At 35.6% G+C, this 20,903-nt stretch carries 16 protein-coding genes and 4 tRNA genes; 13 read left to right on the top strand and 7 right to left on the bottom strand.

Features of this window, described 5'->3' with window-relative positions:
• Nucleotides 1-286: 286 nt before the first annotated feature.
• The 5 genes from bssS to DK866_RS04110 form a co-directional block, all read right to left on the bottom strand.
• Complete coding sequence (bssS, locus tag DK866_RS04130; RefSeq protein ID WP_064720401.1) at nucleotides 287-541, bottom strand: biofilm formation regulator BssS; 255 nt, start codon at nucleotides 539-541, stop codon at nucleotides 287-289.
• A gap of 211 nt (nucleotides 542-752) precedes the next feature.
• Nucleotides 753-1,805: a dihydroorotase gene (pyrC, locus tag DK866_RS04125; protein WP_109407830.1), complete on the bottom strand. Its 1,053-nt coding sequence runs from the start codon at nucleotides 1,803-1,805 to the stop codon at nucleotides 753-755.
• Nucleotides 1,806-2,003: 198 nt separating this feature from the next.
• A tRNA-Asn gene (locus DK866_RS04120) sits at nucleotides 2,004-2,079 on the bottom strand.
• A gap of 290 nt (nucleotides 2,080-2,369) precedes the next feature.
• Nucleotides 2,370-2,445: transfer RNA gene (locus DK866_RS04115), tRNA-Asn, on the bottom strand.
• A 323-nt stretch (nucleotides 2,446-2,768) separates the two neighbouring features.
• Nucleotides 2,769-2,844: transfer RNA gene (locus tag DK866_RS04110), tRNA-Asn, on the bottom strand.
• A 297-nt stretch (nucleotides 2,845-3,141) separates the two neighbouring features.
• Here DK866_RS04110 and DK866_RS04105 point away from each other — a divergent pair.
• On the top strand, nucleotides 3,142-4,083 hold the full coding sequence (locus DK866_RS04105) for an AraC family transcriptional regulator (protein ID WP_109407829.1): 942 nt from the start codon (nucleotides 3,142-3,144) through the stop codon (nucleotides 4,081-4,083).
• Between the two features lie 89 nt (nucleotides 4,084-4,172).
• Nucleotides 4,173-4,766: an NAD(P)H-dependent oxidoreductase gene (locus tag DK866_RS04100; protein ID WP_109407828.1), complete on the top strand. Its 594-nt coding sequence runs from the start codon at nucleotides 4,173-4,175 to the stop codon at nucleotides 4,764-4,766.
• A gap of 182 nt (nucleotides 4,767-4,948) precedes the next feature.
• Here the strand turns inward: DK866_RS04100 and DK866_RS04095 are convergent.
• Nucleotides 4,949-5,024, bottom strand: a tRNA-Asn gene (locus tag DK866_RS04095).
• 157 nt (nucleotides 5,025-5,181) lie between these two features.
• Complete coding sequence (locus DK866_RS04090; protein WP_072068542.1) at nucleotides 5,182-5,688, bottom strand: YlaC family protein; 507 nt, start codon at nucleotides 5,686-5,688, stop codon at nucleotides 5,182-5,184.
• 455 nt (nucleotides 5,689-6,143) lie between these two features.
• Between DK866_RS04090 and cspE the strand changes: the two genes are divergently transcribed.
• From cspE to DK866_RS04035, 11 genes are all read left to right on the top strand, one after another.
• A complete protein-coding gene (gene cspE / locus DK866_RS04085; protein ID WP_004243573.1) occupies nucleotides 6,144-6,356 on the top strand; it encodes a transcription antiterminator/RNA stability regulator CspE in 213 nt (70 codons plus the stop codon).
• A 110-nt stretch (nucleotides 6,357-6,466) separates the two neighbouring features.
• Nucleotides 6,467-6,661 (top strand): protein DsrB, encoded by a 195-nt coding sequence (gene dsrB / locus DK866_RS04080; protein WP_109407827.1) that lies wholly within the window; start codon nucleotides 6,467-6,469, stop codon nucleotides 6,659-6,661.
• Between the two features lie 404 nt (nucleotides 6,662-7,065).
• A complete protein-coding gene (locus DK866_RS04075) occupies nucleotides 7,066-7,764 on the top strand; it encodes an MgtC family protein (protein WP_072068540.1) in 699 nt (232 codons plus the stop codon).
• A gap of 3,593 nt (nucleotides 7,765-11,357) precedes the next feature.
• Nucleotides 11,358-11,708, top strand: coding sequence for a flagellar transcriptional regulator FlhD (gene flhD / locus DK866_RS04070; protein ID WP_036935704.1), 351 nt, complete (start codon nucleotides 11,358-11,360; stop codon nucleotides 11,706-11,708).
• Between the two features lie 2 nt (nucleotides 11,709-11,710).
• Nucleotides 11,711-12,292, top strand: a complete 582-nt coding sequence (gene flhC, locus DK866_RS04065) for a flagellar transcriptional regulator FlhC (RefSeq protein ID WP_006533207.1) — start codon at nucleotides 11,711-11,713, stop codon at nucleotides 12,290-12,292.
• A gap of 134 nt (nucleotides 12,293-12,426) precedes the next feature.
• Entirely contained in the window at nucleotides 12,427-13,320 is an 894-nt protein-coding gene (gene motA / locus DK866_RS04060) for a flagellar motor stator protein MotA (RefSeq protein WP_036935706.1), read from the top strand.
• 2 nt (nucleotides 13,321-13,322) lie between these two features.
• A complete protein-coding gene (gene motB / locus DK866_RS04055; protein ID WP_109407826.1) occupies nucleotides 13,323-14,369 on the top strand; it encodes a flagellar motor protein MotB in 1,047 nt (348 codons plus the stop codon).
• A 35-nt stretch (nucleotides 14,370-14,404) separates the two neighbouring features.
• Entirely contained in the window at nucleotides 14,405-16,579 is a 2,175-nt protein-coding gene (gene cheA / locus DK866_RS04050) for a chemotaxis protein CheA (protein ID WP_109407825.1), read from the top strand.
• Between the two features lie 21 nt (nucleotides 16,580-16,600).
• Nucleotides 16,601-17,101, top strand: coding sequence for a chemotaxis protein CheW (gene cheW, locus DK866_RS04045; protein ID WP_023581802.1), 501 nt, complete (start codon nucleotides 16,601-16,603; stop codon nucleotides 17,099-17,101).
• A gap of 384 nt (nucleotides 17,102-17,485) precedes the next feature.
• Nucleotides 17,486-19,192, top strand: coding sequence for a methyl-accepting chemotaxis protein (locus DK866_RS04040; RefSeq protein WP_109407824.1), 1,707 nt, complete (start codon nucleotides 17,486-17,488; stop codon nucleotides 19,190-19,192).
• 59 nt (nucleotides 19,193-19,251) lie between these two features.
• Nucleotides 19,252-20,898 carry a methyl-accepting chemotaxis protein gene (locus DK866_RS04035; protein WP_109407823.1) on the top strand — a complete coding sequence of 549 codons (1,647 nt, stop codon included), beginning with the start codon at nucleotides 19,252-19,254 and terminating at the stop codon, nucleotides 20,896-20,898.
• The last annotated feature ends 5 nt before the right edge of the window (nucleotides 20,899-20,903 follow it).

Here is a 20,903-nt window from a genome sequence, read left to right as displayed (position 1 = left end):
ACTTCCTTGTTTGTTACTATTTTATTAATTTATTAAAATAAAGATAACTTCATTTTATGTCAATTCGGCATATATATTATTTTTTTTAAGATATATCGAATAAAATAATTATTATTACTCTTGTATTAAATGATGATTTATTTATTAATGTTGTTAATTATTTTTTATGATATGAAATTTATAAATAGATAGTATATAAGAAATGATTATGCGGAATGATAAAAATGAGAACAGGAGTACATTGTACTCCTGCTTTGCGTTCGCTATCTTTTTGTCGATCTTTTTATTAGTGCTTGGTGTTGTCTGAAACAGAATCTTCAGATGATTCAATTTTATCAATACCTGCTTGAAGAATATGAATCAACTGTTTAGCTATGTCTGTTGTGAGCCAAAGTGTCTTATCTACAACTGCATTTTCTGGATGATGTTCGTTTTCAGGAAGATAATGTAAACGCAACATCATGGCATCGTAGATGTCAACGGTACTGATATCCCAGCCTACAACAGGATGTGTCTGTATAACTTCATTTTTTCTACTCATAATACCTCCTAATCATACAGCCGGTTTTGACTAAGAGAGAAGCTCCCACGCAATGTGGTTACTTTTCAGTATACGAGATTTATCATGATTAAAAAGATAAATTTTTGTTGGAACAAAAAAATGTGTGCTGGCTCTGATAAAAGAGTAATGCACCATTAACAGTCGAACAAATGTTATATGGTGCATTTTAGAAAAATATCAAGGGGTGAGATTAATCGACAGTAATATCCCAGTGAATATTTTCATTCGCTAAGAATGGGATAAGTGCTTCATTACCACAAAGAATTTGAGCAGGTGCTTCAATATTTTTTTCTGTTAGCGTAATGGAGCCTTCATTTACAGGTAACCCATAAAAACGTGGGCCATTGAGTGAACAGAACGCTTCAAAGTGCGCTAATGCATCAAGCTCTTTAAATACGGTTGCATAGGCGGCTAATGCAGTAGGGGCATTAAATACACCCGCACAGCCACAAGAGGACTCTTTTCGATGTTGCAAATGTGGTGCAGAGTCTGTTCCTAAGAAAAAGCGAGAATTTCCAGATGCTACTGCTTGTCTTAATGCCTCTTGGTGAACATTACGTTTAAGAATTGGTAGGCAATAGAGATGAGGTTTAACACCGCCAACTAACATATGATTACGGTTAAACATCAAATGTTGTGGAGTAATGGTGGCGCCAAGAAATTCATTTCCTTCTAACACATACTGAGCCGCTTCTTTGGTTGTGATATGTTCAAAAACTATTTTTAGCTCAGGAAATTGTTTGCGCACAGGGGACATGACGCTATCAATGAAACGTGCTTCTCTATCAAAAATATCAATATGTGAAGCAGTAACTTCGCCGTGGATCAACAATGGCATACCGATTTTTTCCATCACACTTAAGATTGGATAAATCTTTGTAATATCAGATACACCATGGCTTGAGTTTGTTGTTGCATTTGCAGGATAAAGCTTACAGGCGGTGAAAACACCTTGTAAAAAACCTTGTTCAACTTCTGAAGGCAGCGTGCTATCCGTTAAATAACAAGTCATTAAAGGCTCGAAGTTATCACTAGCAGGAATAGCCGCTTTAATTCGATCACGATAAGCGCGAGCTGCTTCAATAGTTGTCACTGGTGGAACAAGGTTTGGCATGACAATGGCCCTGCCAAAATAACGACTGGTATAAGGAACAACGGTTTTTAGCATGTCATCATCACGAAAGTGAACATGCCAATCATCAGGACGGCGAATAGTGAGGGTGATAGGTTGTGCAGTGGTCATATACCGGCTCCGTGTGTCTTAGGAAAATCGAAAGATCAAGGATTGGATTGGACTAAGTAGTCAAGCCGGAAACGAATGCTAATACGAAAACGATTAAATAGCTACCATTTAATCGTATTTTTTATTATGTATTATAGAATGCTGTAAGGGAAAACAGAGAATAAAATCAAAAGGTTACGAGGGTGACACAAATAGAAATGGCTCCTCCAACTGGACTCGAACCAGTGACATACGGATTAACAGTCCGCCGTTCTACCAACTGAACTATGGAGGAATAACACTAAGTGGCGTGTATCATATAGCGGTCGTTTTGATATGTCAAAGGACAATCCTCGATATTTGTTTAAGTGCGTAGATAAGCAACATTTTGTGCATTTCTAAAACGGATGCTCTGATAAAGAGGTGATATTTTCTGCAATAATGAATAAAAATAAAGAGATAACGTACTCAACTGTAAAAACGGAGATCTTAAAAAATACATTAACGGAGAAGAGAATGAAATGAATTATGCTGAAGATAGAAAGCAAAAAGCCCGCACTATAATAGCGCGGGCTTTTCTAAATTTGGCTCCTCCAACTGGACTTGAACCAGTGACATACGGATTAACAGTCCGCCGTTCTACCGACTGAACTATGGAGGAAGCGTGTTCTCGTGAGAACGAGACGGATAATAGCGAGGGTGATGAACTTTGTAAAGTAAAAAAAGTAAAATAATAGTTTAAGTGGTTAAAAAATAACTAATTTATGGATTTTAAATCAAATAAAGCTACTTTAAGATAAAAATAATTCAATAAATCACACTAGGTAAAATGGAAAACATGAAAACGAGTGTTTTTATTAGTCATTAAGTTATAGAAAGCGATTGATACAACTTGAAGAAAAAGAGACAAGTAAAACCAAAGAAGAAAATAAAAAGTTAGAAAGCAAAAAGCCCGCACTATAATAGCGCGGGCTTCTCTAAATTTGGCTCCTCCAACTGGACTCGAACCAGTGACATACGGATTAACAGTCCGCCGTTCTACCGACTGAACTATGGAGGAAGCGTGTTCTCGTGAGAACGAGGCGAATAATAGCTATCCTTTGTCACCTTGTAAAGTAAAAAAATGAAAAAAAATACTGTTTGCTCAAGAGTGCATCAAGTTGTTTCTTTTTTGATAAAAATGTATAAAAAATAAATGGTTATCAGTAGGGATTATGTTCAATAAGACATTTTTATTATGCGATGTAATTCTAAAGTCGATAAGAAACAATAAGAGGTCTTTTCAAAAGAAAGTTTTTCATACTGTTTAATAATACAATGTAAGTAATGCAGAGGTTAAATAGAAGATCCAGAGATAATGAATACCACCGATTTATCAACGCCGATTTTAATTGAGTTCGAAGAATTTAAAAAAACACTCCTTTCCCATACGAAAGATAAAGAAGGAGGTTGGGATACGGCTGTTTCTGGATTAGCGCTGTGTCACTATACAACAACGACAGAATCAGAAGGGTGGATGTATGAGCCAAGTTTAGCTATTGCTGCTCAAGGTGCAAAACAAATAACAATAGGTTTAGAAACAAATTGTTATCGTCCCATGAATATGCTTTTGACATCATCTGATATACCCACTTTTGCTAAAGTTTGTGAAGCATCTAAAGAGGCGCCATTTTTAGCTATCTTACTTAAATTAGATCTCTCTTTATTACCTGAATTGTTAGCAGAGAATCGATTTGAATTATTGCAAGAAAGCAATCAACATAGAGCCCAACAAGTCGTTCCCGCCACAGCACCAATATTACAAGCAGTCACTAGACTTATTAAACTGATTGATACACCAGAAGATGTGCCTTTTATTGCTCCTTTGATCCAAAAAGAGATCCTTTATTACTTATTACGATCAAATGGTGGGGCAAGGCAGCAGTTATTGGCATCGCAACATCCTCAATGCCGCCAAATTAATCATGCTCTTGATTGGGTTAAGCTGCATTATCGAAATACTATTCGTATTGAAGATTTGACCACGTTAGTAGGAATGAGTACCTCTTCATTTCATTTCCACTTTAAAAATCGAACGGGTATGACACCACTACAGTATCAAAAATGGCTACGCCTTAATGAAGCCCGACGCATTATGTTAATTGAAATGGCAGACGTTTCTGAAGCTGCATTTAGAGTGGGATATGAAAGCCCATCACAATTTAGTCGTGAATATCATCGATTATTTGGCTTAGCTCCTTTAAAAGATATTCAACGATTAAAAGAATCTGACACTGAAAGAGTATCTTTGGATTATTAGGCAAGAATAATGGAGAAATGAGTTAAAGCAATAATGAATGATTGCGTTACAGTCATGCTATTAGATTTTGGTATATAAAGGAGTGTGAAGTGGCTAACGTATTTATTATTAATGCATCAAAAGAATTCGATGGTTCTGAAGGAAAACTCAACGATCATTTAACGCAAGTTGCGACAACATTGCTATCTTCACATCAGATAAATGTGCAATCAACTCGTATTGATGATGGCTACGATAATGATGAAGAAGTTGATAAATATCTATGGGCTGACGTTATTATTTATCAAATGCCAGCGTGGTGGATGGAAGGGCCTTGGATCTTAAAAAAATATATTGATGATGTATTTAGTGCAGGTAGCGATAAATTATTTATTGATGATGGTCGCACACGAAAAGATCCTTCAAAAAAATATGGTTCGGGAGGGTTGCTACAAGGTAAAAAATACTTACTTTCTGTGACTTGGAATGCGCCATTTGAATCTTTTGAAGAACAAGAGCAATTCTTTGAAGGAAAAGGTATTGATGCCGTGTATTTTCCATTTCACAAAGCAAATCAGTTTTTAGGTATGAAAGGATTAAAAACCTTCGGAATGTTTGATGTGGTAAAACAACCTCAAATTGAAAAAGATATTGAGGCGTATAAAAAGCATTTAGAACAAGAAATTATTGGTTTGTACCGTTAAACTTAGTCAAGCGTATTTATGGGCTATCTCTTATTTACAAGAAGCCTAAACAGCCACAATGCGATAGAAATGAAAAAACAGATTAAAAAATGAGGGAAAGTGGCTGATTTTAATAGAAAAATATTGTTGAAATAGTTAATAGCAAAAAGCCCGCACTGTGATAGCGCGGGCTTTTCTAAATTTGGCTCCTCCAACTGGACTCGAACCAGTGACATACGGATTAACAGTCCGCCGTTCTACCGACTGAACTATGGAGGAAGCGTGTTCTTCTTGAGAACGAGGCGCATAATAACGATGATATATCAGAGTGTCAACGCTAAAAGTGGATTAAATATCTGTTTGGTTGGTTTATCGACAAAGTGGTTAAATAATAGAAGTTATTCTCCGTGTTTTTACGGTTAACACGGAGAATGGATCAAGATTGGGGAGATAATTGTGATGCTGAAATAGATTGCTGGACAGGATCGAACGCCATCAAATAGACATCATAAAAATGAATTTCTTGTTTTTTACTAATAATCTCACGAATGTCTTCTTTTATTTGTGGCGAAATTGCGGGATGTTGCTGAATTTCATTTACTGCTTCATCAGACAGTTTCTCAAAAGTATACCATTCACCGTTATAGCAAACTCTTAAATCAAGCACGCCGATATCTTCAAATTTATAGATAGGCTTAATGTCAAATAGTAACACTCCGGCCATCACCAGGAACATCAAAGTAAACAGCACTAGTGAAATAATACCAAAATAAGGAGAGTAGATAAGTAATGCGGCAAGTAATATATAAGAGAGAACCATGCTGATACATAACCAGATATGGTTTTTCAAAAATTGACTATTAAAGTGTGGCTTTCCGTCTCTTTTTTCAGCTTTATTGATCCGGTCTAAATCACGCTCTAAGATTTCTTTTAATACATTCATTGTAAACACCTTAAGAGATGAATGTTGCAAACTTGTTTCTTGTTGCTAGATTATCACGGAGACAAGATAAGCAGGTAGAACAGTTTTTTTAAATTCTGACATTAACTGTTATTGTAATGCCACTAAGATTATTCTTAGTCACTGTTAATAATAGAGATAAAATATCAAATAAATTTTATACACAGTGATAAAAATAGAGGAAGAATTGTATTTTTAATGTGCAATTCGCATTTTTTTAATCTTTAGACGCATAAAACTATTGCTATTAAACTTGTCTCATGCGTTAATGAGTAAGGCCTCAATACAGACCTGATTTATGATTGACATTCTAAGTTAATGAGTTTTAAACAGCATCGCTTTTTGACCGTTTTCTTCATGTGTGCCCATAAGTTATAGGTAGTTCAGGCCAGTAGATGCCGAGAAGGCAACGTTTTATTGATATATAGGAAAGTCACATGTCTGACAAAATGAAAGGTCAAGTTAAGTGGTTCAACGAGTCTAAAGGCTTTGGTTTTATTACTCCAGCAGACGGAAGCAAAGACGTATTCGTTCACTTTTCTGCCATTCAAGGTAACGGTTTCAAAACTCTGGCTGAAGGTCAGAACGTAGAATTCACAATTGAAAACGGTGCAAAAGGTCCAGCAGCTGCTAACGTAACAGCTCTGTAATTTAAAGCCTTTTAAAAATTTTCTTCAAGCCTGTCACCTTATGGTGGCAGGCTTTTTCTTTATGGGTAAAATAAAGAAAAAGAGAATGATAATATTTATCAGGAGAGAAAATGCAGATTAATGATAAGGTTGTTGTGAAAACGGATGGTGTTGACGATCGTGAAGGGATCATCCTACTTATTGAAGAATTTAACGAAGGTATTATGTATTTAGTGTCACTCCCTGAATATCCAAAAGGAATTTGGTTTTTTAATGAAAAAGAAGGTGGGGAAGGGACATTTGTTAGACCAATACAAGAAAAGTGATTTGTGTTTAGGTTCGGTTCATTTACAATTTTAAATCAGCTACTTATACTTTTGCTAAATTTTAGTGAGGAGAAGTCACCTTGGATACGCAAAGTTGTAGGTTAACGGTAACTCAGTTAACCCAAAATAGATTTGTTCAAATCAATAGGTAGGCTGTTTTCTTCATTAAAACTGCTTACCATTTTTGGTGGGCAGTGCATTGTAATATTCCTTTCTTATATATTCAGGTGTTTGCACTTACCCAAAAAATTTCCTTTATATTACTAATAAACAAGGTAAAGGCATGTGCTACATTTTTTTCTCTCTATTTCCTCCACCTAGGTTGATACGTTAATTCCAATACTCTGAACATTTAGAGAAAATTTTTCATACTTATTTTTAATCATCATGTAGAGGAAATAAACATGACGATGACACCTTATATTTTAAATTTGGTGATTGCCATGTGTCTTGGTGCTTTGATTGGGGCTGAGCGTCAATGGCGACAAAGAATGGCTGGTTTAAGAACGAATGCACTCGTTGCCACCGGAGCAGCTGTTTTTATCTTAAGTTCAATTGAGACTTCACCAGATAGTCCTGGCCGAATAGCGGCTCAAGTGGTTTCGGGAATAGGCTTTCTGGGCGCTGGTGTAATTATGCGTGAAGGAATGAATATTCGAGGATTAAACACCGCGGCAACACTTTGGTGTTCTGCCGGAATTGGTGTGTTATGTGGTTTAGGTTTGTATCAATTGGCGACTATAGCAACACTTCTAATTCTTTGTGCGAATATTTTATTACGAGAAGCCGCCCAACGTATTAATGCTCAGCCACAACACCAAGCGATAGATATTGAGCAACGTTACTCAATTCGAATTATTTGTCATGAAGAAGATGAAGTTTTAGTGAGAACCCTTATTTTGCAAGCAATAAATGGTTTACATGTTCGATTACAATCTTTGAGTAGTGCAGATACATTGATGCCTAGCCAACTAGAAGTTTGTGCTGAGCTGCTTGCAACTCCCGTTGAACAAAAAGAGATAGAGGCTATTGTCTGCCGTGTTAGCTTAGAAAAAAGTGTAAGTGCTATTAATTGGAAAATTGCAGCTGAACACCCCGCTTAACTAACAATAGTTTGCGTTAAATGTGTTTCTTATGATGGCTCTCTATATTCTATATAGGGAGTTTTTTGTTTTCTTAATATAGGGAAAATATTAAAAAATAATTTAAAAAGAATATAAATATTATAGAAAGTTATAAGCATATAACCATATTGTTTGTGAGCAAATAAACGTAATGGTTAATTTTAAAACTAAGTACCTTATTGAAGGTAGTGAGATTTGTATCATGTATTAAGTATTATTACTGACATATATAAATAAAGTATTTTGTTTATGTAATTATTATTTACGTAACTATTACTCTGCGGAATAAAAAATAGGACTTTTTATTCATAGCTGGCTAATTAGAAATACACAGAAAAAGAGAGGAATTATTCTCGTTTTATTTTAAATACCCATTTTTATGTAATTTGATTAATATGCAATTATTTATATTGTGGTTAACCCGTATATTGTGAGCTTTAAGTGAAAATGACTGAATGGAGTTTAAGCGTATTTGATATGGTTTCCCTTTTTTATTAATTATTGATTTCAGATTGGTTTGATTTATCACTGTTTATTTTATTTTGAATAAACGATGAACATCAAAATCAAGTAAGCGTTTGCCACAAGTTATTTACTTATTAAATGAGGTACTTAGGTGTATTGTAGGACAAAAAGTCGTTATTAAGGGACTTAGCGCAGTATAGAATTTGGGGTCGAAAAGCGTGTTTTCTATTGATTATACTGGGAATTTTTTTAATACCTAAATAATACTCTCAAATTATTTCAATGTATTTGGCGAAATATATATCAATGTTTTTTATCAGGTTTGGTTTAAGTTTCAATTTTTGAGTAATATTTTTAATTTAACCAAATTAGCGCCCAGAAAAAGTGGGCCGAATGTAGTTAAATAGCAAGTTTAGCCCGCTACAGCAAAGCTGATGAATGGCAGTGTAATGCTGTTTATAATTGCTCATCAGTGGTGTGCAAAATTTTTTGAAAGAATGTGATTTTTTTTGTAAAAAGCATGTAGGAAAAATGATACCAATAAGTAATCTTATAATGAGAATAGAAAAATCATACCAAGCATTTCTTTGTGTAAAATAATAATTTCATGATTTTATTATTTGTAACTTTGTCAAGGATGTAAATCTTACTTATTACAGAAGGAGAATTATCTTAGTGTGAAATAGCTATGCCATTGTCATTTATTCTGAAAATAAATATAAAGGATTATTGAGATATTGACCTTTTTTGATTTACTTAAAAAGATAAAAACAAGTTCGAACTACCATTAATTAAAAAACAATGTCATCAAAAAAAGATGATAAACATTTCACGATAGCAATCTCAAAAAGATAGGGCTCATTTCAATAGAACTGAAAGCAATACACAAACTATTTGTATTCACGGCATGAATAATCTCAATTATTTTCGATTTGAAAAATAAAGTTACAATATTTTTGTTGATTTTTCTTTTCACAAAAAACAGAACACTTTTGGGGCATAAATGATGGAACCTTGTTATTGCTTTTTAAGCTTGATCTAATAAATGAGATATAGATCTAAATTACTTAGATATATCAATATTTTTATTACTTTTTTATGGAGAGAAAATGTCTTTTAAAACCCCAAATTACTCAAAAAAAGAGTAATAATACGGGCTAAATTAGTGATAAGTAGAGATGAATATTTAGATATGTATTTTAGCTATCTAAATAAAAATATAACGATGCTTAAATATCAGCCTGTGTCTAACTCTGTCAACATCAACTTTTGTTAAGCAATAGTGTTACTTAATATCAGCACTTTTAGCTCTATAATGCATTAAGACTTGTGCTAGCTAGGTTGAAATGAAGGTTCTGAACACTGAAGGGGAGGAAAAGTGAAACAATACTCATCATTTCTAGGAGTAAAACAAATTACGGTGAAAGTTAGTTTCAATGATAAAAAGTAACATTTGATATTTTATAGTTTGTATTAATGATAATGGAGTAATCAATAAGATGTTATTTTGATCGTATTCATTTTGTCTTGTTTACATTTAAAAGGGTTGTGTATACAAGTGTTAAGTATGGCATGGTGTGTTTGTCTGTACAGGCTTTTTCAACATTTTGCTGTAATCTCAAATAGAAGAAACAAAATTTATATTCGATTCTGTTCTTTTGTGAATTAATCACTTTATATTAGGGAACTCTAAATCTTTTTTTTATAAAACTGAAATTAATATTTCAATTTCAGTCTATTTTTTATAATAAAAAAGGTAAATTTTATAATATAAAAAATTAAGATCTTCTTAATTTTTTTATTTTTCTTCATTAAATATAATGTCTATAGTTTATTGCAATTTATTTTATCAATATATGTAATTTTGTTTTTAAATATTTATTTTTAAATTGTCTTTTTTTAATTTAATTAAATAGGGCTTATTTTTATAAATTAACTCAGTATTTCTTACATTTTTCTTAAGCCAAATATTGTATTGTATTTATATTCTAATTTATTAATTTGATTGGTATGAAAATATTTACTATTAAATTTCTTTTTTCTTATTTCTATCTTTAATATTAAAAAACCAGCTAACATAAATATTGCCTGTTTATAAAATAGACTATAATTCATAAATAAAACTTACTTATATGGTGATATTATTTAGTCGTGACTAATTTACAGTCAATAAAACTCTTATTAAGAGTTCTGTAATTTAAGTGTTAAAAGGTTATCTTTAAACATAAGTATATTTATACTATTACACGTGAAACTTTAATCTTATGGAAATAAATATTCAATGATTTAAGGGGGATGGTGCATAACTAAGAATTTAATTTTATATGACTTATCCTTCTGAATCATAAAAGCATGGATTTATCATTTTGATTTTAAAAGAAAAAATTAATGGTTAAATTAAGATAAAAAAAAGAATAACTAGAAATAATTATGACAGTCTATTTTTCAAACAAATTGTAAATAAAAAGTGATCATTTCTGAGGGTTTAAGTAAATGATGAAAAAAATAATATCTGTAGAAATATTTATTAAACTGGAAGAGCTTGTTTAGATAAAGATGAGGAGTAGATATTGCAATATATGTTACTGTGATCAAAAAAATCTTCAATTGTGGATTTGTCAAATTTTTATGCTGTATTTTTAGGTTTATAAGTTTAATAGATCGTATAAAATAAAAAATTATCATTAATATTTTAATTTGGGTAGATTAGCTTATTAATTTACACAGAGTTTTATTACTTTTATCACTTGAATAGTTAATGAACTAATTCCATAATAATGATTATCTTTTTGTGATGTGACTCACATAGTATTTAAATTGGACTACTTTATCCGTTGAATAACTTAATCGTTAAGGAGTAAAGTTGTCGCGTTAGGATTATTCTTAACGAGCTATATTGGCGAGCATTTAAAGTTTACTTTTAATTTAAATGTTTTTTTCGCTACTTTTGAAAATGACCGTAACTAAGTAATACAAGGTAGTGTTACTACGTGTCATGTTCATAAAATGGGGCCTGGAAATTTAATATTACATTTATATTAATTTCCTCGGGATCTTTCATTAGGAAGATCCTCTTTGTTCAATATAATCGGACGGGATGTAAAGAGATGAGTACGGTTGAATTGCTTAAGCATATTTATGACATAAATTTATCGTATTTGCTTTTGGCGCAAAGGTTAATTAACCAAGAAAAGGCTTCAGCAATGTTTAGGCTTGGTATTAGTGATTCCATGGCTGATGCTCTTGCAGAGCTTACATTGCCTCAATTGGTTAAGTTGGCTGAAACAAACCAACTAATCTGTAATTTCCGGTTTGAAGACAGCGAAACAATAGAACAACTCACCAAAGAATCTAGAGTGGATGATTTACAACAGATCCATACTGGAATTCTTCTTTCTTCAAACTTGTTTCGTCAGTTAGCGGAACAAGATACTTCTGCAACAAAGAAACGGGCATAACAATGAGTGAGAAAAGTATCGTCCGAGAAGCGAAAGACATTCGCTTAGCAATGGAATTAATCACCTTGGGTGCCCGCTTACAAATGCTTGAAAGTGAAACTCAATTAAGTCGGGGGCGTTTAATTAAATTATACAAAGAATTAAGAGGGAGCCCCCCTCCAAAAGGAATGTTACCTTTTTCAACGGATTGGTTTATGACATGGGAACAAAATATCCATTCCTCAATGTTCTACAATGCTTACCGTTTTTTATTGAAAAATGGGGGATGTGTAGGAGTTGAGGCAGTTGTTAAAGCTTATCGTTTATACTTAGAACAATGTCCACCTGTTAAAGATCAAGAACCTATTTTAGCACTAACAAGAGCATGGACATTAGTACGCTTTGTTGAAAGTGGTATGTTACAACTTTCAGTTTGCACCAAATGTAATGGTTCATTTATTACACACGCACACCAGCCTGCTAGCAATTATGTTTGTAGTCTTTGCCAGCCTCCTTCTCGCGCAATAAAAAAACGTAAACTTTCCGCCAATCCTGCCGATATTAACTTACAACTGTTGGATGGTCTTGAACAGTTTGCAATGTGATTCGAGATTGAAAGTTAAATATCAGGTTATAGAGCTTAGTTATCTATAACCTGAGCCGTTTCCTCTCCCACTCCTATCTCTTGCTGCTATGTTCGCCATTCTCTCTATAACGAAATTAGCTAAAGGGATATCGCGTGTTAGTACTCTTAGGATATATCGTGGTTATGAGCGCCGTCATCGGGGGATATCTTCTCGTCGGTGGTAGTTTAGGCGCCTTGTACCAGCCAGCCGAATTTATAATCATTTTTGGTGCCGGTATCGGTGCTTTTATTGTAGGTAATAATGGTAGAGCAATTGTATCAACAATGAAGATCCTACCGAAATTACTTCGCAGTACCAATTACAATAAAGCGATGTACATGGATTTAATGGCACTCATGTTTCGTTTGTTGTCAAAAGCGCGTCAAAACGGCATGTTGGCATTAGAGAGAGATATCGAAAACCCACAGCAAAGTGATATTTTTTCCCAATATCCTCGCATTATGAAAGATGTCTATATGCTCAGTTTTATTACTGATTATATGCGTCTCATGGTGACAGGAAATATGAATCCTTATGAAATTGAATCTCTGATGGATGAAGAGATTGCAACTTTTGAGGAAGAAAGCGAAGTTCCTGCAACGGGATTATCTGCCATGGGTGATTCACTACCCGCATTTGGTATTGTTGCTGCGGTGATGGGTGTCGTTAATGCGTTAGGCGCAGCCGATAGACCTGCTGGTGAAATGGGCGTTCTCATTGGTCATGCAATGGTCGGGACTTTCTTAGGTATTTTATTAGCATATGGTTTTATTTCGCCATTAGCTTCTCGACTCAGACAGCGCTCTAGTCAACAAATGAAAATGATGGAGTGTATCAAAACAACACTGTTATCTAGCATGAATGGATATGCGCCACAGATAGCGGTTGAGTTTGGACGTAAAACCCTCTTTCTGGCAGACAGACCTTCTTTTATTGAATTGGAAGAACATGTACGTCAGGTACGGACACCGATGCAGGCAAATCCTGATGCAATGAAAGAAGAGTAATTATGAAGAGTAATTCACAAATCATTCGAGTTAAAAAGCGAGGGAGAAAGCAACATCACGCTCACGGTGGTGCATGGAAGATAGCTTATGCTGACTTTATGACTGCAATGATGGCTTTCTTTCTTGTGATGTGGTTACTTTCAATCTCTAGTCCACAAGAATTAACTCGTGTAGCAGAATATTTTCGTACACCGTTAAAAGTCGCGATTGAAAAAGGGCGATTTAGTGGAGATGCAACAAATCCTATTCCTGGAGGAGGGCGTGATCCTGTCTATAACGAAGGGGATGTCTTGCCAAAAGGCGAGGAAGATAAACAGCTCAATGAAAAGCAACAATTCCGTCGATTAAAAGATAATTTAGAACAGGTCATTTTAAATGATCCTAGATTAAAAGATCTGAAGCCTCATTTATTAATAGACATGATGGATGAAGGCCTACGAATTCAAATTATCGATAAAGCAAATCGCCCTATGTTTAGAGTTGGTAGCGCCACCGTTGAACCTTATATGAAGGATATTTTGACGGCTATTGCCCCTATTTTAAATGACACACCATATAAAATCAGTTTATCGGGTCATACCGATGATATTCCTTATGCAAGTGGCGCTTTTAAATATAGTAACTGGGAATTGTCAACCGATCGCGCTAATGCCTCTCGCCGGGAATTAATTGGTGCAGGATTAAGTGAGTGGAAAGTGTTGCGTGTTGTAGGTATGGCATCAACAGTTCATTTAGTTAAAGAGGATGGTTTTGCTCCAGCTAACCGACGGATCAGTATTTTGGTCTTAACGAAGCAAGCAGAACAAAAAATTGTACAAGAAAATGAGCGGGTTGCACCGACAGTAACTGAGGCTTCAGAAATTGAGCCTCTACTTTCAGGGCAAGAAACCCCACAAGAAAAAGCAGCAAATACACAGGCGGGGTCGTCTGTGTCTTCTGCATCTGAGCTTCCCGAATCAAAAAAGGAAAATGTTGAAACAGGAGTTTCTGGGGAAAGTTTGCCATCACAATCGACAAATATTACTACAAAACAGGGAACAGCCCCCTAATTTGTTGGTAATCGCGTAAAGGTGAATGAGTAACGATGGATATTACTGAGTTTTATCAAACATTTTTTGATGAAGCAGATGAGTTGTTAGCTGATATGGAACAGCATTTACTGTTACTTGATCCAGAAAATCCAGATCAAGAACAGATGAATGCGATTTTCCGTAGTGCACACTCCATAAAAGGAGGAGCTGCAACATTTGGCTTCGTTAAACTTCAACAGACCACTCATGTGCTTGAAAACTTGCTCGATAGTGCAAGACGTCATGAGATGGCGCTCACCGACGACATTATTAACCTGTTTCTGGAAGCGAAAGATATTATGCAACAGCAATTGGATGCACATAAAAACTCACAAGAACCTGATGAGGAAACATTTAACTATATTTGTGAGAAGTTGCGTCAGCTGGCTCTCGATGTAAAAGAAGAACAATCAGCTCCTCATGTTGAGGCCGTTGCTGGATCTGAAACTTCAGTTTTACACGTCACTGAGACTGAAACTTCTGCCTCATCATCGGATGTTGAAAGTGTACAAAATGACGCCATTGTAGAAGAAACATCGAAAATGGCTGCTGATGGACATTATTACCATCACATTATTTTGTCTGATCTTAAAGAGACCGATATTGATTTAATGCTTGATGAATTAAAACATCTTGGGGAAGTAAGCCAAGTTGAAAAACAACATCATGGTCTTGAGGCAATATTAAAAACAACCGCAACAGAAGAAGATATTAGTGCGGTGCTCTGTTTTGTGATTGAGCCTGAACAAATCTCGTTTAGACAAAATACCGCGACAGAAGAAACGGCAGAACATATTACGACATCAGAAGAGAGTGAAATATCTGCTGATGGCGCTCATATTGAAAACCAAGTTGAGCAACCAGCACCCGTTCAATCGGTTGTTGCTGAAAAAGTAATAACACCAGAACCGGTTAAAACACCAGCGGCGACAGTATCTGCACCTGCTAAAAGACCTGCTACTGCACCAACTCCTAAAACAGAATCAACCAGTATTCGTGTTGCGGTTGAAAAAGTGGATCAACTTATCAACTTAGTCGGTGAATTGGTTATCACACAATCAATGTTGGCTCAGCATAGCGATAGCCTTGAACCGTCTATATACAGCGATTTATTAAGTTGTATTGCACAACTGCAACGCAATTCTCGTGATCTGCAAGAATCTGTGATGTCGATTCGTATGATGCCAATGGAATATGTATTTAGCCGATTCCCTCGAGTTGTACGTGATTTAGCAGGTAAAATGAATAAAAAAGTTGAGCTAAACATGATTGGTAGCTCGACAGAACTTGATAAAAGTTTAATTGAAAAAATTATCGATCCACTAACTCACTTAGTCCGTAATAGTCTCGATCATGGTATTGAAATGCCAGCAGATCGCGTTGCTGTTGGCAAGCCAGAAGCAGGACAATTAACATTGTCTGCTGAACATCAAGGTGGCAATATTTGTATTGAAGTGACTGATGATGGTGCTGGTTTAAACCGCGAACGAATTTTGAAAAAAGCGATTTCTTCAGGGCTTTCAGTTTCTGAAAACATGAGCAATGAAGAAGTTGCTATGCTGATTTTTGCACCTGGATTCTCAACCGCAGAAGTTGTGACTGATGTTTCTGGCCGTGGTGTGGGTATGGATGTTGTGAAACGAAATATCCAAGAGATGGGCGGTCAAATTCAAATTAGTTTTGAAGTGGGCAAAGGGACTCGTATCCGTATTTTACTGCCACTTACATTAGCTATTTTGGATGGCATGTCAGTTAAAGTACAAGACGAAGTCTTTATTCTGCCATTAGGTACAGTCGTTAGTTCTTTACAACCTGAAGAGGATGATATTTATCCATTAGCGGGTGATGAGAAATTATTGCAAGTAAGAGGAGAATATTTACCTCTCATTGAATTGCATCGCACTTTTAATATTGAAGGTGCTCAAACAGATATTACTCAAGCGATTGCGGTTATCGTACAAAGTGCCGGACGCCGTTATGCTTTATTGGTAGATAAATTAGTTGGTCAGCATCAAGTGGTCGTTAAAAATATAGAAAGCAATTACCGAAAAGTACCGGGTATTTCTGCCGCAACAATTATGGGCGATGGTAGTGTGGCTTTAATTCTTGATGTACCAGAATTACAACGCTTAAGTCATACACAAATGACAAATAAGAAAAAGAATACAACTGCAAGCGCAGTCATTTAATAGTGAGGATAAAATAAGATTATGGCTTCGGAACATTTCGAGAAATTATCCGGTGAAACTGTTGGACAAGGATTTCTAATTTTTACGCTGGGCGACGAAGAATATGGAATTGATATTTTAAAGGTTCAAGAAATTCGTGGATATGATCAAGTTACTCGTATTGCTAATTCACCTAGCTTTATTAAAGGGGTAACAAATTTACGGGGCGTTATTGTTCCGATTGTTGATCTGCGTATTAAATTTTCACAAGAAAGTGTAACTTATAATGACAATACTGTTGTTATTGTGGTTAACTTATTAAATCGAATTGTGGGAATTGTTGTTGATGGCGTTTCTGATGTTCTTACGCTAAAGCCAGAGCAAATCTGCCCTGCGCCAGAATTTGCGGTCACAATGTCTACAGAATATTTAACAGGTTTAGGCACTTTAGATGAAAGAATGCTTATTCTTGTTGATATTGAGAAATTGCTCAACAGCGAAGAAATGGAATTAGTTGATAGCGCAACAATTCAGGCTAAATAAGTTTTTATTTTTTAAAAACAATCTAAATACTGTTCCGGTAAATTTGCCGGAATAGCTATTTCTGTCTTTTTTATTTTATTAGCGAGTGCTAAAGCATTAAATTAACTTTAAGGTAAATTTAAAGATAAAAAAGAACTAATAATTTGAGTTAAGTTCTATTTTATTATTTATTAATTTATAAGTAGCTATCACCTAGTTGTAATATTTTTCTACTGACGGAAATAAATATAAAGTTTTTTATACTTATAATTTTAATTAAAAACAAGTATTACCACCGCTTTTTAATGGGGCAAAAACGTGACTAAGACGAAATGAAACCTATAAAGTTTCTCTTAAGTCTGCCGATAACTTGCTCATTACCATTTATTATAAAAAAGGGAAACTATGTTTAGCCGAATGAAAATAGTGACTGGATTATTATCCATTCTTCTGTTGTTTGGTGTTTTGCAATTTATCTCCGGGGGAGTTTTTTACTCAAATATTGTTGAGACAAGAAATGACCTGAATAAAACACTGATAATACAGGATCAACGTGAGCGCCTAGACGAAAGTTGGGCTAACTTACTCCAAGCTCGTAATAATATTAATCGCGCTGCGATTAGCTTTTTATTACAAGATAAAAACCTGAATGTGGATGACTCTCTTTCTGTTGACTATCTCACGGGTCTTGCTCGTAAAAATATGTCTCGTGCAGATGAGAAATTTAAAGAATTTGAAAAGAATATTACTGCTTATCAAGTTCACTCAGAAGATGATGTTCGTAGCCTAAAAGGGCGTTTTATCGAATATTTCTCTGCATTAAATCAATTGGAAATTTTACTTCAAGATAATAATTTAAAAGACTTTTTTGAGCAACCAACGACAGGTTATCAAGATGCTTTTTATAAAGAATATCTTGCCTACGTTATGCGTAATGAGAAGTTTAATGATGAATTAAACGTGGCATTAGAAGCCTCTCACCAACGTACTGTTATCACAATGGTTGTTTTAGCCATTATCGTTATCTCTGCATTAATTTTATGCTGGTTTGCGTTACGTAATGCCTTGATTAGACCATTAAATTCACTTCTATTAAGTATTAAAACCTTCTCCGAAGGGGATTTACGTCCAAATATTGAAGTGAATGGCCGTAATGAAATGAGCTTGTTAGCGAATGGCTTAAAGCATATGCAACAAGAGCTTATTCAAACCGTTCGTGGAGTCTATCAGAGCACAGAAAATATTTATAACAGCACGAGTGAAATCGCAGCTGGAAATAATGATCTGTCTGCACGTACCGAAGAGCAAGTGGCTTCACTAGAAGAAACTGCGGCAAGCATGGAACAGTTAACTGCAACGGTAAAACAGAACGCAGATAACGCTCGTCAAGCAAGTAACCTTGCTAACGATGCCTCAGATATCGCCCGTCAAGGCGGAAAAGTTGTTGCTAATGTGGTGCAAACAATGCACGACATAGCCGGAAGTTCTCAGAAAATCACCGATATTACTGCCGTTATCGATGGTATTGCATTCCAGACCAATATTTTGGCACTGAATGCGGCCGTTGAAGCTGCAAGAGCCGGTGAGCATGGTCGCGGATTTGCGGTAGTTGCCGGTGAAGTTCGTAACCTTGCACAGAGAAGTGCAGAAGCTGCTAAAGAAATAAAAACACTGATTGAAGATTCTGTGAGCCGTACTGAAACAGGCTCTGTGCTTGTTGAAAGTGCGGGTGAGACGATGACGCGTATTGTGGACTCTGTAACTCGTGTTACTGACATTATGGGCGAAATCGCTTCTGCATCAGATGAGCAAAGCCGAGGTATTTCACAAGTTGGCCTTGCGGTATCTGAAATGGATCGTGTCACTCAGCAAAATGCCTCTTTAGTAGAACAATCTGCAGCCGCTGCTGCTGGTCTTGAAGATCAAGCAGTTGCATTAACCCGCTTAGTTTCAATCTTCAAATTACCGGGTCAGGAAGAAAAAACGCTAGAAAGAAAGGAATCGGATGCAACCCCTGTAGTTAAAGCCGCTGCTCCACTTATAAAACCAGGAACCTCAGAAAAGAAAAAGAGCAGCAGTGTTGAAGATCCCGCTAACTGGGAAACTTTCTAACAACAACAAGTGGCTGACAAGCGGTGGCTTTTTACCACCGCTTTAAACGAGGTGAAGGCATGTTTAGGTTTCGCAAATTAAAGATATCCACTAGTCTATATTTATTACTGATGATGTTTTGCGTTATGCAGGTGATTTCTAGTGGTATTTCGCTAGGAATTATCCATTTGAATAACGAACAGATCACCAGAGTTGATTTAGATACAGCTAAGCGAGATGAATTAGGATTAAGTTGGGCATCTTTAATACAAACACGTAATGCGATTAATCGTGTTGCTATCGCAGTGAAAACTGAACAGTCAACGGATTATATTCAATCTATTGAATCAATTGCACTTTCACGCTTGGAAACGGCGAATACCCATTTTCAAAATTTCCTTGCTGAAATAAATAAAGAGGCAATACCGACAGAAGAAAAAGAAATCGTTGAAGCGGTGAAAAATGATTACCACGTTTTATATGGTGCATTAACTGAATTACATAGCATGTTAAAAAACGATAATTTCCAAGGTTTTTTAGACCAACCAACGGAACGTTATCAAACGGCAATGGAAAATTCATTTAATACTTATATGAATTACGTGCAAACAGAAATTACAGAATCGATAGAGCAAGGACATCGTTCTTATACTATCGCTATCTTAATGTTTATCGGTGCAATAGCGATGGTTATTGTTGTGTCAATCGCGGCTCACCGTTGGCTAAGTTTTAATATCATTAAACCTTTCGCAAGTTTAAGCCGTTATTTTAATGATGTTGCGACTGGCAAATTAAATCGTGAAATTCTTGTATTTACGGATGACGAAATAGGGGATGTGTTTAGACAATTACGAGATATGCGTGGTGAGTTAGCGCGTTCTATTCGTATTGTTCGAGATAACAGCCACGCTATGTATTCCGGCATTCAAGAAATTTCCAAAGGAAATACGGATTTATCCTCAAGAACTGAACAACAAGCGGCTTCATTAGAAGAAACTGCGGCAAGCATGGAAGAGTTAACAGCAACGGTAAAACAAAATGCTGAAAACGCCCTGCAAGCAAGTAAGCTCGCAGAATCTGCTTCTGATACCGCCATGCGTGGTGGTCAAATTACGCATAGTGTTGTTGAAACCATGGATGCGATTACACAAAGTTCTCAAAAGATAGGGGCTATTATCAGTGTGATTGATGGTATTGCGTTCCAAACCAATATATTAGCACTTAATGCGGCTGTTGAAGCTGCTCGCGCAGGCGAACAAGGACGAGGATTCTCTGTTGTCGCTGGAGAAGTTCGTAATCTTGCTCAACGTAGTGCTGATGCTGCAAAAGAAATCAAATTATTGATTGATGAATCTGTTTTACGAGTCTCTCAAGGTTCTCAACTCGTTAATAATGCAGGGCAGACAATGGAGGAACTCGTCACATCAGTAAATAAAGTCACTGAATTAATGGCAGAAATCGCCTCAGCTTCTGATGAACAAAGCAGAGGTATTCACCAAGTCGCTGATGCAGTCAGTCAGATGGATCAGGTGACACAGCAAAACGCTGCTTTGGTGGAGCAATCAGCATCTGCTGCCGCAGCATTGGAAGATCAGGCTAATAACCTTGTTGATGCTGTATCGGCATTCGAGTTGCCTGACACGGATGAGAATAATACTTCTTCATCCCTAGAAGGTAATGGGTTGAAAAAAGCAGATAAAAAATCATTTTTTAAAAAGACCCATTAAAAAAC

Origin of the sequence: Proteus genomosp. 4 str. ATCC 51469, assembly GCF_003144375.1 — a bacterium.
Taxonomy (GTDB): Bacteria; Pseudomonadota; Gammaproteobacteria; order Enterobacterales; family Enterobacteriaceae; genus Proteus.
This window is presented reverse-complemented; position numbering and strand designations above follow the sequence as displayed.

What these genes read in the sequence shown, in the direction of transcription:
- DK866_RS04035 (WP_109407823.1), top strand. Translation starts at nt 19,252, where the DNA reads ATGTTTAGGTTTCGCAAATTAAAGATATCCACTAGTCTATATTTATTA.
- DK866_RS04075 (WP_072068540.1), top strand. Translation starts at nt 7,066, where the DNA reads ATGACGATGACACCTTATATTTTAAATTTGGTGATTGCCATGTGTCTT.
- bssS (WP_064720401.1), bottom strand. Translation starts at nt 541, where the DNA reads ATGAGTAGAAAAAATGAAGTTATACAGACACATCCTGTTGTAGGCTGG.
- motB (WP_109407826.1), top strand. Translation starts at nt 13,323, where the DNA reads ATGAAGAGTAATTCACAAATCATTCGAGTTAAAAAGCGAGGGAGAAAG.
- dsrB (WP_109407827.1), top strand. Translation starts at nt 6,467, where the DNA reads ATGCAGATTAATGATAAGGTTGTTGTGAAAACGGATGGTGTTGACGAT.
- DK866_RS04105 (WP_109407829.1), top strand. Translation starts at nt 3,142, where the DNA reads ATGAATACCACCGATTTATCAACGCCGATTTTAATTGAGTTCGAAGAA.
- DK866_RS04040 (WP_109407824.1), top strand. Translation starts at nt 17,486, where the DNA reads ATGTTTAGCCGAATGAAAATAGTGACTGGATTATTATCCATTCTTCTG.
- DK866_RS04090 (WP_072068542.1), bottom strand. Translation starts at nt 5,688, where the DNA reads ATGAATGTATTAAAAGAAATCTTAGAGCGTGATTTAGACCGGATCAAT.
- cspE (WP_004243573.1), top strand. Translation starts at nt 6,144, where the DNA reads ATGTCTGACAAAATGAAAGGTCAAGTTAAGTGGTTCAACGAGTCTAAA.
- flhC (WP_006533207.1), top strand. Translation starts at nt 11,711, where the DNA reads ATGAGTGAGAAAAGTATCGTCCGAGAAGCGAAAGACATTCGCTTAGCA.
- flhD (WP_036935704.1), top strand. Translation starts at nt 11,358, where the DNA reads ATGAGTACGGTTGAATTGCTTAAGCATATTTATGACATAAATTTATCG.
- cheW (WP_023581802.1), top strand. Translation starts at nt 16,601, where the DNA reads ATGGCTTCGGAACATTTCGAGAAATTATCCGGTGAAACTGTTGGACAA.
- pyrC (WP_109407830.1), bottom strand. Translation starts at nt 1,805, where the DNA reads ATGACCACTGCACAACCTATCACCCTCACTATTCGCCGTCCTGATGAT.
- cheA (WP_109407825.1), top strand. Translation starts at nt 14,405, where the DNA reads ATGGATATTACTGAGTTTTATCAAACATTTTTTGATGAAGCAGATGAG.